This is a genomic window from Bradyrhizobium sp. Leo78, from assembly GCF_059512425.1.
This window is the reverse complement of sequence record NZ_JCAMOT010000002.1, coordinates 67,431-81,922: the sequence shown is the minus strand read 5'-3', so window position 1 is coordinate 81,922 and position 14,492 is coordinate 67,431. Positions and strand designations below refer to the sequence as shown.

Annotated in this window: 12 protein-coding genes; 3 read left to right on the top strand and 9 right to left on the bottom strand. The window is 65.0% G+C overall.

Going from position 1 to position 14,492, the window contains the following annotated elements; translation table 11 throughout:
- Positions 1 to 143 precede the first annotated feature (143 nt).
- The 9 genes from AC5ZG1_RS02815 to AC5ZG1_RS02775 all read right to left on the bottom strand — a co-directional run bounded on the left by AC5ZG1_RS02815 (position 144) and on the right by AC5ZG1_RS02775 (position 11,416).
- Positions 144 to 1,508, bottom strand: a complete 1,365-nt coding sequence (locus AC5ZG1_RS02815; RefSeq protein ID WP_456645259.1) for a S41 family peptidase — start codon at positions 1,506 to 1,508, stop codon at positions 144 to 146.
- Positions 1,505 to 2,881: a murein hydrolase activator EnvC family protein gene (locus tag AC5ZG1_RS02810; RefSeq protein WP_463328380.1), complete on the bottom strand. Its 1,377-nt coding sequence runs from the start codon at positions 2,879 to 2,881 to the stop codon at positions 1,505 to 1,507. Before AC5ZG1_RS02810 ends, AC5ZG1_RS02815 begins: the two co-directional genes overlap by 4 nt.
- 29 nt (positions 2,882 to 2,910) lie before the next feature.
- The gene (gene rlmH, locus AC5ZG1_RS02805) at positions 2,911 to 3,393 is read right to left on the bottom strand and encodes a 23S rRNA (pseudouridine(1915)-N(3))-methyltransferase RlmH (protein ID WP_208827485.1); all 483 of its coding nucleotides are present in this window, start codon (positions 3,391 to 3,393) and stop codon (positions 2,911 to 2,913) included.
- A gap of 48 nt (positions 3,394 to 3,441) precedes the next feature.
- Positions 3,442 to 3,792: a ribosome silencing factor gene (gene rsfS, locus AC5ZG1_RS02800; RefSeq protein ID WP_028166267.1), complete on the bottom strand. Its 351-nt coding sequence runs from the start codon at positions 3,790 to 3,792 to the stop codon at positions 3,442 to 3,444.
- Between the two features lie 226 nt (positions 3,793 to 4,018).
- Complete coding sequence (locus AC5ZG1_RS02795) at positions 4,019 to 4,660, bottom strand: nicotinate-nucleotide adenylyltransferase (protein ID WP_496132085.1); 642 nt, start codon at positions 4,658 to 4,660, stop codon at positions 4,019 to 4,021.
- A gap of 19 nt (positions 4,661 to 4,679) precedes the next feature.
- The gene (locus tag AC5ZG1_RS02790; RefSeq protein WP_496131921.1) at positions 4,680 to 5,972 is read right to left on the bottom strand and encodes a glutamate-5-semialdehyde dehydrogenase; all 1,293 of its coding nucleotides are present in this window, start codon (positions 5,970 to 5,972) and stop codon (positions 4,680 to 4,682) included.
- A 138-nt stretch (positions 5,973 to 6,110) separates the two neighbouring features.
- Positions 6,111 to 7,253 carry a glutamate 5-kinase gene (proB, locus tag AC5ZG1_RS02785; RefSeq protein WP_496131920.1) on the bottom strand — a complete coding sequence of 381 codons (1,143 nt, stop codon included), beginning with the start codon at positions 7,251 to 7,253 and terminating at the stop codon, positions 6,111 to 6,113.
- An 80-nt stretch (positions 7,254 to 7,333) separates the two neighbouring features.
- Complete coding sequence (obgE, locus tag AC5ZG1_RS02780; protein ID WP_028166271.1) at positions 7,334 to 8,389, bottom strand: GTPase ObgE; 1,056 nt, start codon at positions 8,387 to 8,389, stop codon at positions 7,334 to 7,336.
- Positions 8,390 to 8,611: 222 nt separating this feature from the next.
- Entirely contained in the window at positions 8,612 to 11,416 is a 2,805-nt protein-coding gene (locus AC5ZG1_RS02775) for a [protein-PII] uridylyltransferase (protein ID WP_028166272.1), read from the bottom strand.
- A 205-nt stretch (positions 11,417 to 11,621) separates the two neighbouring features.
- Between AC5ZG1_RS02775 and AC5ZG1_RS02770 the strand changes: the two genes are divergently transcribed.
- The 3 genes from AC5ZG1_RS02770 (at position 11,622) to AC5ZG1_RS02760 (ending at position 14,469) form a co-directional block, all read left to right on the top strand.
- A complete protein-coding gene (locus AC5ZG1_RS02770; protein WP_456641501.1) occupies positions 11,622 to 12,596 on the top strand; it encodes an aliphatic sulfonate ABC transporter substrate-binding protein in 975 nt (324 codons plus the stop codon).
- Between the two features lie 245 nt (positions 12,597 to 12,841).
- Complete coding sequence (locus AC5ZG1_RS02765; RefSeq protein WP_496132084.1) at positions 12,842 to 13,684, top strand: ABC transporter permease; 843 nt, start codon at positions 12,842 to 12,844, stop codon at positions 13,682 to 13,684.
- A complete protein-coding gene (locus tag AC5ZG1_RS02760) occupies positions 13,684 to 14,469 on the top strand; it encodes an ABC transporter ATP-binding protein (protein ID WP_456641500.1) in 786 nt (261 codons plus the stop codon). The genes AC5ZG1_RS02765 and AC5ZG1_RS02760 overlap by 1 nt, the downstream gene beginning before the upstream one ends.
- The last annotated feature ends 23 nt before the right edge of the window (positions 14,470 to 14,492 follow it).

Here is a 14,492-nt window from a genome sequence, read left to right as displayed (position 1 = left end):
TCAGCTCCGCCGACGATAGCACAGCCGCTTCTCGGAGGACGCCGGACACCCGTAGCTCGGGTGGAGCCAACGGGGCTACAGGACTCTCAAAATGAAAAGGGCGGCCGAAGGGGCCGCCCTTGGTCTGAATTCGCGATGGCCGATCAGTTCGCGGCCTTGCTGCCTTGCTTGTTGTCGACCGCAGCCTTGTCACCGCCGGGCGGCGGCGCCGAGCTGGCGGTGGACTTGATGCCATGCAGGAGGTCGTCGGCCAGCTTGAGTGCCTTGTCGTCCTTGGCGTCCGGCGGCACGTAGGACTGCGAGCCGGTCTTCTCGTCGCCGTCGGATTTCAGATGGCCGCGCAGCGAGGCCTCACCCTTGGTGTCGGTGCGGGCCTTCAGTTCATCCGGCACATCCTGCAGCACCTCGATATCCGGCACGATGCCCTTGGCCTGGATCGACTTGCCTGACGGCGTGTAGTAGCGCGCGGTGGTCAGCCGCAACGCGCCATTGCCGCTGCCGAGCGGGATGATGGTCTGGACCGAACCCTTGCCGAAGGAGCGGGTGCCGACCAGCGTCGCCCGCTTGTGGTCCTGCAACGCGCCGGCGACGATTTCTGAGGCCGAGGCCGAGCCGCCGTTGATCAGCACGATGACCGGCTTGCCCTTGGTCAGGTCGCCCGCATGGGCGGCGCGGCGCTGGGTTTCCTCGGCATTGCGGCCGCGGGTCGAGACGATCTCGCCGCGCTCCAGGAAGGCGTCGGAGACCGTCACGGCTTCCTCCAGCAGACCGCCGGGATTGTTGCGGAGATCGATGATGTAGCCCTTCAACTTGTCGCCGATCTGGTTCGAGAGATTGGCGATCTCCTTCTTCAGGCCCTCGGTGGTCTGCTCGTTGAAGGTGGTGATGCGGATATAGGCGATGTCGTCGGCCTCGACGCGGGCGCGCACCGAGCGGACGCGGATGTTGTCACGCACCAGCGTGACCTCGATCGGATTGTCCTGGCCCTTCCGGACGATCTTCAGCCGGATCTTGGTGTTGACAGGCCCGCGCATCTTCTCGACGGCCTGGTTGAGGGTCAGACCCTGCACGGCTTCGTCGTCGAGGGTGGTGATGATGTCGTTGGCCATGATGCCGGCCTTCGACGCGGGGGTATCGTCGATCGGGGAGACGACCTTGATCAGCCCGTCTTCCATCGTGACCTCGATGCCGAGGCCGCCGAACTCGCCGCGCGTCTGCACCTGCATGTCGCGGAAGCTCTTGGCGTCCATGTAGCTCGAGTGCGGATCGAGCCCGGCCAGCATGCCGCTGATGGCGGATTCCACGAGCTTGCTGTCATCGGGCTTCTCGACATAGTCGCTGCGCACGCGCTCGAACACGTCGCCGAACAGATTGAGCTGGCGGTAGGTATCCGAGGTCGCGGCGCGCGCGCTTGATCCCATCAGCACGGCGCGCGGTTGGGTAACGAACAGCGTCAACGCTGCACCGCATGCGGCGCTGAGGAGAACTACAGAAGTCTTGCGCATCATCCGCGAACCTTTTCGCCTTCATTTGCGGCCCACCATGGGCCTGGATCGATTGGAGTGCCGTCCTTACGGAACTCGACATAGAGCACGGGTTGGCTCGCGTTTGTAGCGAAAATAGAGGCAACCTGGGACGTAGACCCCATGGTCGCGACCGGCTCCCCCGTAAGTACAAACTGGCCGATGTTTACCGAAATACGCTCCATCCCGGCGATCAAAACATGATACCCGCCCCCGGCGTTGAGGATCAAGAGTTGACCGTAGCTTCGGAAGGGTCCGGCATAGACGACCCAGCCGTCACACGGGGTTGTGACCTGGGCACCGGGCAGCGCTGCCAAAGAAATGCCTTTTTGCACGCCGCCAGCACCGTCAGACCCGCCAAAATCACGAATCCTGGTACCGTTAACAGGGTAGGCGAACAGGCCCTTGGCCGAGGCAAAGGCGACCGCCGGCCTCAGCCGCGCCGAATCCTTCAAAGCGCCCAGATTTGGCTTGCCGTTCGGGGCGGCGGGCGTGCCCTGGAGGTTGGCGGTGGCGGCCGCTTTCGCGGCGCTCTTCAGATCCTGTTCCATCTTGGCGATCAGGCCCTGCAGGTCGTCGACCTGCTTGGACAGGGCGATGGCCCGCGCGCCTTCCGCTGCCATGTCCTTTTCGATCGCGCTCTGCTGGCGTTGCCGCTCCTCGACCAGCGCCGCGAGCCGGACCTGGTCTTCCCTGAGCTTGTCGCGGTCGCGCGCCATTGCATCGCGCTCGCTGGCGATGGTTTTGCGCAGCGCAACCAGCTCGCCGAGGTCGGCGGTCAGCTTTTCCGCGCGCCCCCGCAATTCAGGTACGACCGCACCGAGCAGCATCGCGGTCCGCAGCGACTGCAGTGCGTCTTCTGGCCGCACCAGGAGCGCCGGCGGCGTGCGCCGGCCGGCACGTTGCAGCGCCGCCAGCACCTCGATGATCTCGGCGCGGCGGGAATCGAGCGAGGCGCGGATCTCCTGCTCGCGGCCGTCGAGCGGGCGCAGCCGCGCCTCCGCATCGACGATCCGGCCTTCGACGCCGCGCACTTGGCCCGCAATGTCGATGATCTGCTGGTTGAGCTTGCTGCGGTCCTGACCGATCGCGGCAATGTCGGCCTTCAATTTCTCCTGCAGCTCGGTGGCTTTTCGTTGCTGTTCGCGGGCGGCCTCAAGCTCCTGCTCCCGCTGCTTGATGATATCGGGCGAAGGCGCGGTTGCCGCGGTCTGTTGCTGTTGCGGCGGTGTTTGCGCGATCGCGGCTGTGGCAAGGGTTGCCGACAGCAACACGACCGGAAGGGGAAGCCAGGATGCCGGATACCGGCCGCGGTGCGCGGCGTCGGGATAACGGTGAAGGTCGCGCAGCGACGGCATCGGATTGTTCAGCGCTTTCTCTTGACGGTTCACGCGCGATGATAGGGGTGGCCGGCCAAAATGGTCGCCGCCCGATAAATCTGTTCCAGAAGCATGACCCGGACCATCTGGTGCGGCCAAGTCGCCGCGCCGAATGCGACGCGCAGCTTGGCCTTGCGCTGCAAATCAGGCGAAAGTCCGTCGGCGCCGCCGATGACGAAAATAGTGTTGGCGACCGATTGGTCCCGCCAGCGCCCGAGATACCCGGCAAAAGCCGCGCTGTCGACGTTCTCGCCGCGCTCATCCAGCGCCACGAGCAGGTGTTTTTCCGGGATCAGCGCCGAGATCGCCGCGGCTTCCTCGGCCATCCTTGTTGCTGCGTCTCGCGCGCGGCTTTCCGAAATTTCATGAACGTCCAGGCCGCGGAAGCCGAGCTTGCGACCGATATCGTCGAAGCGCTCGCGATAGCGCTCCGCCAGTTCCCGCTCCGGGCCCTGCTTCAATCGGCCGATCGCGATGACAAGTAACCGCATTAACGCATGTTAGCATGCGCATCGGCCGATTTGCATCGGCTCAGAGATCTAGACCGCCGCGACCGGGCTTTGCGTCCACAACCGCTCGAGATTGTAGAACTCGCGCACCTCGGGCCTGAACACGTGCACGATCACATCGCCGGAATCGATCAGCACCCAGTCGCAATTGGGCAAGCCTTCGACATGGATTTTGCTGATGCCGTTTTCCTTCAGGGCTTTCGTGACGTTCTCCGCGATCGCACCGACGTGCCGGTTGGCCCGGCCCGAGGTGATGACCATGTAGTCGGAGTATGCTGATTTGCCGCGAAGGTCGATGGTGACCGTTTCTTCCGCCTTCATATCGTCGAGGCGGGAGAGGATCATATTCAGGGTCTTGTCGGCGTCGCCTTGCGCCTTCAAGGCCGCAGTCGGGGTCGATGTTTTACGCGCAGGTTTTGCTGCCTTGTTGGCTGCCTTGGGTAAAACAGACTTGGACAATACAGGTGTGGCCAGGGACCATTCCTTTCACTGTATCGCGAACGCCGAATCTCGGTGCCCGCCGCCTATACTACGCATGTGGGGTTAAGGGTTTCAATATTCCAGTAAGCCCCACGCCACTTGCCGCATGATCCACCTCGATCATGCGCTAGACCGTCCTCCAGCTCCCATCAGGGTTCCGAAGGCCGGTCGAAGACAGATTGGATTTCATGCCAGTGAGAAAGACCCAGGCTGGCGCCTGTTGGTCCGCCAGCCGGGGCGCCTGATTCTCGGGCAGACGATAGCGGGCGAGCGCCTGTGCGGCGGGCGCGGCGAGCGCGCGGAAACTTTGTGGCGGACGGTCGATCACGGCGATCGGCACATCGGAGGCGATGCGCCGCCAGTCTTTCCAACGGTGGAACTGCGCGAGGTTATCGGCGCCCATGATCCAGACAAAATGCACGCCGGAGACGCGGCGCCGCAAATGGATGATCGTGTCAACAGTGTAGCGCGTGCCGATGACAGCTTCGAGACAGCTCACATCGATACGAGGATCGTCGGCCACTTTCAGTGCGGCTGCAGCGCGCTCGGCGAGCGCATGCAGGCCGTCGTGATTCTTGAGCGGGTTGCCAGGCGTGAGCAGCCACCAGACGCGGTCGAGCTGCAGCCGCTTGAGCGCGAACTGACTGATCGCGCGATGCGCGGCATGCGGCGGATTGAAGGAGCCGCCAAGCAGGCCGATGCGCATTCCGTTGGTGTAGAACGGAAGCGCCTGCGCGACCGATGGCGACGCGATCTGGGCGGGCTTCAATGGGATCACAAGTTTGGCTTCACGGCCGCGTCTGTCCGGTGCCGTGGATGCGATACTTGAAGCTCGTCAGTTGCTCGGCGCCGACCGGCCCGCGGGCGTGGAATTTGCCGGTGGCTATCCCGATCTCCGCGCCGAAGCCGAACTCGCCGCCGTCGGCGAACTGGGTCGAGGCGTTGTGCAGCACGATCGCGGAGTCGACCTCGTTGAGGAATTTCTCCGCAACAGCCTTATCATCCGTCACGACGGCATCGGTATGCCGCGAGCTGTGCTGGTGGATATGCGCGATCGCTTCATCGACGCCGTCGACGATTCGAGCCGCGATGATCGCGTCCTCATATTCGGTGTCCCAGTCTTCCTCGGCTGCCGGCTTCACGCGGGCATCGACGCGTTGCACCGTCTCGTCACCGCGCACCTCGCAGCCGGCATCGATCAGCATTTCGACCAGCGGCTTCAGGCTGGCGGAGGCGCCGGCGCGGTCGACCAGAAGCGTCTCGGCCGCGCCGCAGACGCCGGGACGCCGCATTTTGGCGTTCAGCACGATCGACTTCGCCATCTCCAGATTGGCCGAGCGGTCGACATAAACGTGGTTGACGCCCTCCAGATGGGCGAACACCGGCACGCGCGCTTCGGCTTCCACCCGCGCGACCAGGCTCTTGCCGCCGCGCGGCACGATCACATCGACGCCGCCGTTCAACCCGGTGAGCAATAGCCCAACCGCGGCGCGATCGCGGGTCGGCACCAGCGTGATCACGGCTTCCGGCAGACCCGCCTCGCGCAGGCCCTGCGCCAGGCACTCATGGATCGCGCGGCAGGAGCGGAAACTGTCGGAACCGCCGCGCAGGATCACGGCGTTGCCGGATTTCAGGCACAGCACGCCGGCGTCGGCCGCGACATTGGGGCGGCTTTCGAAGATCACGGCGATGACGCCGAGCGGCACACGGACGCGTTCGATGGTCATGCCGTTCGGCCGCCGCCAGCTCTCGGTGACGGCGCCGACCGGATCGGGAATGTTGCGCACGGTGGCGACGCCATCGGCCATCGCCTCGATGCGCGCCTGCGTCAGCGTCAAGCGGTCGACGAATGCCGAGGTCGCACCGCTCGCGCGCGCCTCGGCGACATCCTCGGCATTGGCGGCAAGGATGGTCGGTGCATTCTCGCGGATGGCACGCTCGATCGCGGCAAGGGCCCTGTTCTTCTGCTCGGGCGGCGCGAGCGCCAGCACGCGCGCAGCGGCACGCGCTTGTGTCGCGAGTTCATTCATGAGGGTCGGCAGATCGGCGTTACCGTCGATCGCCTTCAGCGGCGCAGTCATGGAGTGTCCCAGCGTTCTGTTAAGACCATGGTCTAGCACGGAAATCGGGGCCTTGGCGAGGCGAGGAACCGGCATGGCAGGTCGAACCGGGTCGGTTTCACCAATCGCCGGGAAGTCCGCAGGAGCTCGGCCAATGGCCTATTTGGCCGGAATAACCCCTGCAGGGCCGACCACCAGATCGTCGCGGTGGATCATCTCCGCCCGGCCGCTGATGCCTAGGATGGCCATCACGTCGGGGGAGGAGCGGCCCTTGATCTTGTCGGCCTCCTCTGCGTCGTAGGCGACGAGGCCGCGGCCGATCTCATGGGTATCGGGGCCACGGACGATCACCGCGTCGCCGCGGGCGAACTGGCCGTCGATCCGGATCACGCCGGCCGGCAACAGGCTCTTTCCGGCGCGTAGCGCGGCTACCGCGCCGGCGTCGATGGTCAGCGTGCCCTTCGGTTCCAGCGAGCCGGCGATCCAGCGTTTACGCGCTGTGATCGGGTTGGCCGGCGTCAGGAACCAGGTGCAGCGCCCGCCGTCCGCGATCGCCTGCAACGGATGCTCGATCTTGCCGGAGGCGATCAGCATGTGCGTGCCGCCGGTGGTCGCGATCTTGGCCGCTTCGATCTTGGTGCGCATGCCGCCGCGCGACAGCTCGGATCCAGCCTCGCCCGCCACCGCCTCTATCTCCGCGCTGATGCTTTCGACCACCGGGATCAGTTTTGCGTTGGGGTTGCCGGCTGGCGGCGCGTCATAGAGGCCGTCGATGTCGGACAGCAGGACGAGGAGATCGGCGCTCGCCATCGTAGCGACGCGGGCAGCGAGGCGGTCATTGTCGCCATAGCGGATCTCGTTGGTGGCGACCGTGTCGTTCTCGTTGATCACGGGCACCGCGCGCCATTCCAGGAGCTTGGCGATCGTCGAGCGCGCATTGAGATAGCGGCGGCGCTCCTCGGTATCCTGCAGCGTGACCAGGATCTGTCCGGCGCGAATCCCGTGATCGCCAAGCACTTCCGACCAGATCCGTGCCAGCGCGATCTGCCCGACGGCGGCTGCACCCTGGCTCTCCTCGAGCTTGAGGGGCCCGCGCGGCAGTTTCAACTGGCTACGTCCGAGCGCGATCGAACCGGAGGAGACGATCAACACCTCCCGGCCTTCCCGGTGCAGCTTGGCGATGTCGGCGGCGAGCGCAGACAGCCACGACGACTTGACCTCGCCCGCCTCGGAATCGATCAGGAGCGATGAGCCGACCTTGACGACGATACGGCGAAAGCGATTGAGCGCGGGGCGTTTCATGGGTTCGGTCGGAGTAGAGCAGCGGAGGGATGCGCACCACCCCTTACTTTGAAAGCGGCGCTCGGGAAAGAGCGTTGGAATCAACCCTGCGGCGTCGGTTGCGCCCAGGGTTCGGCATCAGTGCCGCCTTTGGCCTTGGCCGACACCGGCGCCTCGCCGATCACCTCGACCAGCGCCTTCAACGCGTCCGGAATGCCCTCGCCGGTGGCGGCGGAGACGAGCAGCGGCGTCTTCTTTGCCGCCCGTTTCAGCCGGTCCTTCTGCTTCTTCAATTCGTCCGGCGCGACCGCGTCGATCTTGTTCAGCGCGACGATCTCGATCTTCTCGGCGAGATGGCCCTCATAGGCCTCGAGCTCGGTACGTACCGTCTTGTAGGCCTTGCCGGCATGCTCGCAGGTGGCGTCGATCAGGTGCAACAGCACGCGGCAGCGCTCGACATGGCCCAAGAAGCGGTCGCCGAGGCCAGCGCCTTCATGCGCGCCCTCGATCAGCCCGGGGATGTCGGCGAGCACGAATTCGCGGCCCTGCGCGCTGACGACGCCGAGCTGCGGGTGCAGCGTGGTGAAGGGATAGTCCGCGATCTTCGGCTTGGCGGCGCTGACCACGGACAGGAAGGTCGATTTGCCGGCATTCGGCAGTCCGACCAGGCCCGCATCGGCGATCAGTTTCAGGCGGAGCCAGATCCAGCGTTCCTCGCCGGGCAGGCCGGGATTGGCATTGCGGGGGGCGCGGTTGGTGGACGACTTGAAATGCGCGTTGCCGAAACCGCCATTGCCCCCCTCGGCCAGCACGAATTTCTCGCCGAGCTTGGTGAAATCGTAGATCAGCGTCTCGCGGTCCTCGTCGAACACCTGGGTTCCCACCGGCACCTTCAGCACGATCGGCTTGCCATTGGCGCCATGGCGGTCCTTGCCCATGCCATTGGTGCCCTTTTGCGCCTTGAAATGCTGCTGGTAGCGGTAGTCGATCAGCGTGTTCAGCCCGTCGACCGCCTCGATGATGACGTCGCCGCCGCGCCCGCCATTGCCGCCGGAGGGCCCGCCGAACTCGATGAACTTCTCGCGCCGGAACGCGACGCAGCCGTTGCCGCCGTCGCCGGAGCGAATATAGACCTTTGCTTCATCGAGGAATTTCATGAGCCTACCATAGCGTTTTCGCGCGAAGCATGCCCCCGGACTTGATCCGAGGGTGGATACCGGTTCGCGCCAGAAAACGCGTCGAAACAAAAGGCTAGAGCCACGGTTTACCAAGGCTCTAGGTAAGGCAGCGGCGTTGAGGCGGCAACCCTGAAGCTGGCTGATCGGATAAAAGGCTTAACTGTCAGCCGGTTGCTGGTTCCGTAAAATCACGGCGAAGGTTCAGGCCGCCGGCTGGGCGGCCGCGTTCTCGTCGGCCAGCAGGTGCAACAGCGCACTCTTGATCGCGGCCTGCCGGGTCGGCGCAGTGATCTGCGCGCCCAGGAGGTCGGTGACATAGAACACGTCGCGGGCGCGCTCGCCGAAGGTCGCGACATGGGCGGAGGCGATATTGAGGTTGAGCTTCGAGATCGCGGTGGTGAGCTGGTACAGCAGGCCGGGCCGGTCGAGGCCGGAAACCTCGATCACGGTGTAGCGGTCCGACCACTGGTTGTTGATCGTCACTTCGGGCTCGACGGTGAACGCCTTCACCTTGTTGCCGCTGCTGCGATGGACGGCGCGGCGTGCCATCGCCTCGGGCAGGCGCAATTTGCCTTCCAGCACGTCCTCGATCATCTCGCCGATCCGGGTGGCGCGGCGGCCTTCATCCTCGTCGCGGTCGTATTCGCGGGAGATCGCGATGGTGTCGAGCGCGCGGCCGTCGGTCGTGGTGTAGATCTGGGCGTCGACGATATTGGCGCCAGCGGAAGCGCAGGCACCGGCGATGATCGACAATAGCCAGGGATGGTCGGTCGCCCAGATCGTCAGTTCGGTGACGCCGCGCGCCTCGTCGAATCCGACATTGATCGCAAGCTTGTGCCCGGCCTGCTCGCTGGCGCGGATGAAGCGCGCCTGGCGGATCTTGCGCGGCAATTCGACCTTGAGCCAGTACGCCGGATAGTGCCGCTCGATATAGGCGTTGAGCTCCGCCTCCGGCCATTCGGTGAAGGCGGCCCGGAATTCGGCCTGCGCCACCGCGATGCGGCGGGCACGGTTCACTTCCGAGAAGCCGCCGGTCAACACCGGCTCGGTCTCGTAATAGAGCGTGCGCAGGAGTTGCGCCTTCCAGCCGTTCCACACCCCGGGGCCGACGCCGCGGATGTCGGCGGTGGTGAGGATCGTCAGCAGCTTCATCTGCTCGACCGATTGCACGACGGCGGCAAAATTCTCGATCGTCTTGCGGTCGGAGAGATCGCGCGACTGCGCGACCGTCGACATCGTCAGGTGGTCCTCGATCAGCCATGCGACGAGCTCGGTGTCGGCGTTGCTGAAGCCGAGCCGGGGGCATAGCCGTCGCGCCACCTTCGCGCCGGCGACCGAATGATCCTCGGGCCGGCCTTTGGCGATATCGTGCAAAAGGGTCGCGATATAGAGCACCGGGCGATGCTCGGGGCGGATCTTGCGGAACAGGTCGCTGGCGACAATGAACTCGTCATTGCCGCCGCGCTCGATCTCCTGCAGGAAGCCGATGCAGCGGATCAGATGCTCGTCCACCGTGTAGTGGTGGTACATGTTGAACTGCATCATCGACACGATCTTGCCGAAGGCGCGGATGAAGTGACCGAGCACGCCGGTCTCGTTCATTCGCCGCAGCACGATCTCGGCATTGTCTGAGGTCAGGATCTCCATGAACAGCCGATTGGCTTCCGCGTCTTCGCGAAGCTGTGTGTTCACGAGCTTCAGCGAGCGCGTCACGGTGCGCATCGCGTCGGGGTGGAAGGCGAGGTTGTTCTTCTGCGCCAGGCGGAAGATGCGGATCAGGTTGACCGGATCGTGCTTGAAGACGTCGGGCGCGGCCAGGTTGATGCGGTTGTTGTCGACGATGAAGTCGTCGCTCTCGGGCACGCGCCGCTTGGTGCTGCCGGGCCGCAGGCGCGCCACCATGCGGCTCAGCACCGGCGCCGGCTTTTTCTGCTCTTCCTCCAGCTTGGCGCACAGGATCGCCGTGAGGTCGCCGACGTCCTTGGCGATCAGGAAGTAATGCTTCATGAAGCGCTCGACGTCCTGCATCCCGGGATGCGAGGTGTAGCCGAGCCTGACCGCGATCTCGCGCTGGACGTCGAACGACAGCCGCTCCTCGGCGCGGCCGGCGAAGAAATGGATGTTGCAGCGCACCGACCACAGGAAATCGGCGCAGCGGCGGAAGGTGCGGTATTCCTGCGCGTCGAACACGCCGCGTTCGAGCAATTCATCGGTCTCGCGCACGCGGTAGACGTATTTCGCGATCCAGAACAGCGTGTGCAGGTCGCGCAGGCCGCCCTTGCCGTCCTTGACATTGGGCTCGACCAGATAGCGCGACTGTCCGGCGCGGCGGTGCCGCTCCTCGCGCTCGGCCAGCTTGGCGGTGACAAATTCGGCAGCGGTGCCCTGCACGACGTCCTTGTCGAATCGGTCGACCAGTTCGTCATAGAGCGGCCGGTCGCCGGTCAGGAACCGCGTCTCCAGGATGGCGGTGCGGATCGTCATGTCGCCGCGCGCCTGGCGGATCGATTCGTCGACCGACCGCGTGGCGTGGCCGACCTTCAGTCCCATGTCCCACAGGCAATAAAGGATCGCTTCGGCGACCTGCTCGCCCCAGGCGGTCTGCTTGTAGGGCAGGATGAACAACAGATCGATGTCGGATTCCGGCGCCATCAGGCCGCGGCCATAGCCGCCGGTGGCGACGACCGCCATGCGCTCCTCGCCGGAGGGGATCGGCGAGTGATAGAGATGCTTGGTCGCCGCCGCATAGAGGATGCGGATGATCTCGTCCTGCACGATGCAGAGCCGCTCCGCGCAGCGTCGGCCGTGGCGGTCCTTGAGCAGTACGGCCTGTGCCGTGGCGCGTGCCGCGATCAATTCCGCCTTGAGCAGTTGCGCCATGGCCGAGCGGAATTGGTCCTCGCGTCCCGCGTGTTTCTCGGCGAGCGCGTCGACCGCGGCGGTGATCCGCGCGGTATCGAAACGGTCATCCACTTCCGGGCGGGGTTCGGCCACGACACTATCCATGGTCTATCCCGATAAAGGACGGCGCCTGTGCTGTCACGGGACATTGTGGCCCCGCGATCACTCTGTGCTGAATTCCAGTTGATTTGGGCAAATTCATTCTCGCGCGGCCGCCTTCAGGATCCGGATTTTCTCATTGACCTTGCGGCCTAACTCATTGAGATGAAATGACGTTTTAACAAGATTTTCCAGTACCTGGAGGCTGAGGATGGTCCGGATTTCACGGCGCACTGTGGCTGCGATGATTGCAGGTTTGGCGCTTGCGCCCGCGGCAAGTTTTGCGGCGGAGCCGCTCAAGGAGATACGCATCGACTGGGCGACCTACAATCCGGTCTCGCTGGTCCTGAAGCAGAAAGGGCTCCTGGAAAAGGAGTTCGCCAAGGACGGCATCAGCATCGTCTGGGTGCAATCCGCCGGCTCCAACAAGGCGCTCGAATTCCTCAACGCGGGATCGATCGATTTGGGTTCGACGGCGGGCTCGGCCGCGCTGGTCGCCAAGATCAACGGCAACCCGATCAAGTCGATCTATGTCTATTCGCGTCCCGAATGGACCGCGCTGGTCACGGGCAAGGATTCCAAGATCGCCTCGGTCGCCGACCTCAAGGGCAAGCGCGTCGCGGTGACCCGCGGTACCGATCCGCACATCTTCCTGGTGCGGGCACTACTTGATGCCGGCCTCTCTGAAAAGGACATCACGCCGGTGCTGCTCCAGCACGCCGACGGCAAGACCGCGCTGATCCGCGGCGATGTCGACGCCTGGGCCGGCCTCGATCCGATGATGGCGCAGGCCGAAGTCGAGGACGGCGCAAAATTGTTCTTCCGCAAGGCGGACGCCAACACCTGGGGCATCCTTAATGTGCGCGAGCAGTTCCTGAAGGACCACCCGGACGTCGTGCGCCGCGTGCTCGCTACTTACGAAGAGGCCCGCAAATATTCGCTGGCGAATTACGACGAGCTGAAGAAGACCTTCATTGCCGTAACCAAGCTGCCGGAGGCCGTGGTCGACAAGCAGCTCAAGGAGCGCACCGAGTTGACCCACAGCCGGATCGGCGCCCCGCAGCGCGATTCGATCCTCGCCGCAGGGCTCGCGCTGCAGCAGGCCGGCGTGGTCGATGCCAAGGTCGACGTGAAGGCGGTGCTGAATTCGCTGATCGACGACCAAGTCCCTCTGCCGACGAATTGACGATCCGTAGCCCGGGTGGAGCTCAGCGAAACTCGGGCTACGAAGCCTCGACGATTTGAGCTGTCGTCCCGGGCAAGCGAAGCGCGACCCGGGACCCAACCACGAATGTTCGATGTGGCGCGACGTTGGGGCCCCAGCCCTGCCTTACCACCGGCTCCTGTGGTTATGGATCCCCGCTTTCGCGGGACAAAGTGGGGTGAGACCCACCTTGCAATCTGGCGCGGGAAAGGGTTCTTGCCGTGGCGATGACCATTGAAGTGCCAGTGCTGGAACAACCCGACGCCGCCATGCCGCCTGCGGCGGTGCGGCTGTCGCGTTTTGTGCGGCCCGCGCTCGGGCTGCTGCTGCCAGCGGGTCTCGCCGTCGGCTGGGAGCTCGCGGTCTGGCTCGGTTATTCCAACGGCCGGCTGGTGCCGCCGCCGACGAAAGTCTTCGCCACGATCGTGGAACTGGCGAAAAGCGGCGAGCTGTCGCGGCACATCATCACGACGCTCTCTCGCGTTGCCGCGGGCTTTGCGCTCGGCGTCGTCGCCGGCACGCTGCTCGGCGCCGTCTCCGGCTATTGGGGACTGGCGCGGCGGCTGCTCGATCCGACCGTGCAGGCGCTGCGGGCGATCCCCTCGATTGCCTGGGTGCCGCTGTTCATCCTCTGGCTCGGCATTTTCGAAACCTCGAAGGTCGCGCTGATCGCGGTCGGCGTGTTCTTCCCGGTCTATCTCGGCGTGATGGGCGCGATCCTCTCGGTCGATCGCAAGATCGTCGAGGTCGGCCGCATCTTCCGCCTCTCGGGCCCGGCGATGATCCGGCGCATCCTGTTGCCGGCGGTCTTGCCGGCTTACGTGGTGGCGCTCCGCGTCGGCCTTGGTCTCGGCTGGATGTTCGTGGTTGCCGCCGAGTTCATGGGCGCCTCCGAGGGGCTCGGCTATCTCCTGATCGACGGCCAGCAGCTCGGCAAGCCGGCGCAGATCGTCGCCGCGATCGTGATCTTCGCGATCCTCGGCAAGACCACCGACTGGCTGATCGAGCTCGCCACCGCGCCGCTCCTGCGCTGGCAGGACGCCTTCGGCCGCGAGCGCGGAGCCGCCTGATGCTCGCGCTCGACAAGGTCGGCAAGACCTATCCCAACGGGGTCCATGCACTGTCGCGCTTCTCTGCCGAGATCAAGCCGGGCGAAATCATCGCCATCATCGGCGGCTCCGGTTGCGGCAAGTCGACGCTGCTCCGCGCCATCGCCGGGCTCGATCGCGCCACGTCGGGCACGGTGACGCTCGATGGCGACACCATCACCGCGCCGCACGCCAAGATCGGCATCATCTTCCAGGAGCCGCGGCTGCTGCCATGGCTCAGCGTCGCCGACAATATCGGTTTCGGTCTTTCCGACCTGCCAGCCGATGCGCGGCGTGAAAAGGTCACCCGCGCGCTGGCCCGTGTCGGCCTCACTGACAAGGCCAATGCCTGGCCGCGCGAGCTTTCCGGCGGGCAGGCGCAGCGGGTGGCGATCGCGCGCGCTTTGGTGCCGCAGCCGGAGGTGCTGCTCTTGGACGAGCCGTTCTCCGCGCTCGACGCCTTCACCCGGCGCGACCTGCAGGATCATTTGCTCGACCTCTGGGCCGACACTCGCCCGACGCTGATCCTGGTGACGCATGACGTCGACGAGGCCGTGGTGCTGGCGGACCGCGTGCTGGTGATGCGGCCGCGGCCGGGCCGGCTGTTCGAGGAGATCGCGATCAACCTGGCGCGGCCGCGCGACCGAAGTTCGGCACATTTCGACAATTTCAAGCGCCGCGTGCTGACGGCGCTCGATCGTTCGCTCGACCGCAACGTGCCTGACAGCGAGGCGGCCGCGAATGCAGGCGAGGCGATGTGGTGGTGACAGCGGTGCGATAAGGCAGTACA

Excerpts from the sequence above, each read along its gene's own strand:
- AC5ZG1_RS02775 (WP_028166272.1), bottom strand. The coding sequence starts at position 11,416 with ATGGATAGTGTCGTGGCCGAACCCCGCCCGGAAGTGGATGACCGTTTC.
- obgE (WP_028166271.1), bottom strand. The coding sequence starts at position 8,389 with ATGAAATTCCTCGATGAAGCAAAGGTCTATATTCGCTCCGGCGACGGC.
- AC5ZG1_RS02810 (WP_463328380.1), bottom strand. The coding sequence starts at position 2,881 with ATGCCGTCGCTGCGCGACCTTCACCGTTATCCCGACGCCGCGCACCGC.
- AC5ZG1_RS02770 (WP_456641501.1), top strand. The coding sequence starts at position 11,622 with ATGGTCCGGATTTCACGGCGCACTGTGGCTGCGATGATTGCAGGTTTG.
- rlmH (WP_208827485.1), bottom strand. The coding sequence starts at position 3,393 with ATGCGGTTACTTGTCATCGCGATCGGCCGATTGAAGCAGGGCCCGGAG.
- AC5ZG1_RS02765 (WP_496132084.1), top strand. The coding sequence starts at position 12,842 with ATGACCATTGAAGTGCCAGTGCTGGAACAACCCGACGCCGCCATGCCG.
- AC5ZG1_RS02815 (WP_456645259.1), bottom strand. The coding sequence starts at position 1,508 with ATGATGCGCAAGACTTCTGTAGTTCTCCTCAGCGCCGCATGCGGTGCA.
- AC5ZG1_RS02790 (WP_496131921.1), bottom strand. The coding sequence starts at position 5,972 with ATGACTGCGCCGCTGAAGGCGATCGACGGTAACGCCGATCTGCCGACC.
- proB (WP_496131920.1), bottom strand. The coding sequence starts at position 7,253 with ATGAAACGCCCCGCGCTCAATCGCTTTCGCCGTATCGTCGTCAAGGTC.
- AC5ZG1_RS02760 (WP_456641500.1), top strand. The coding sequence starts at position 13,684 with ATGCTCGCGCTCGACAAGGTCGGCAAGACCTATCCCAACGGGGTCCAT.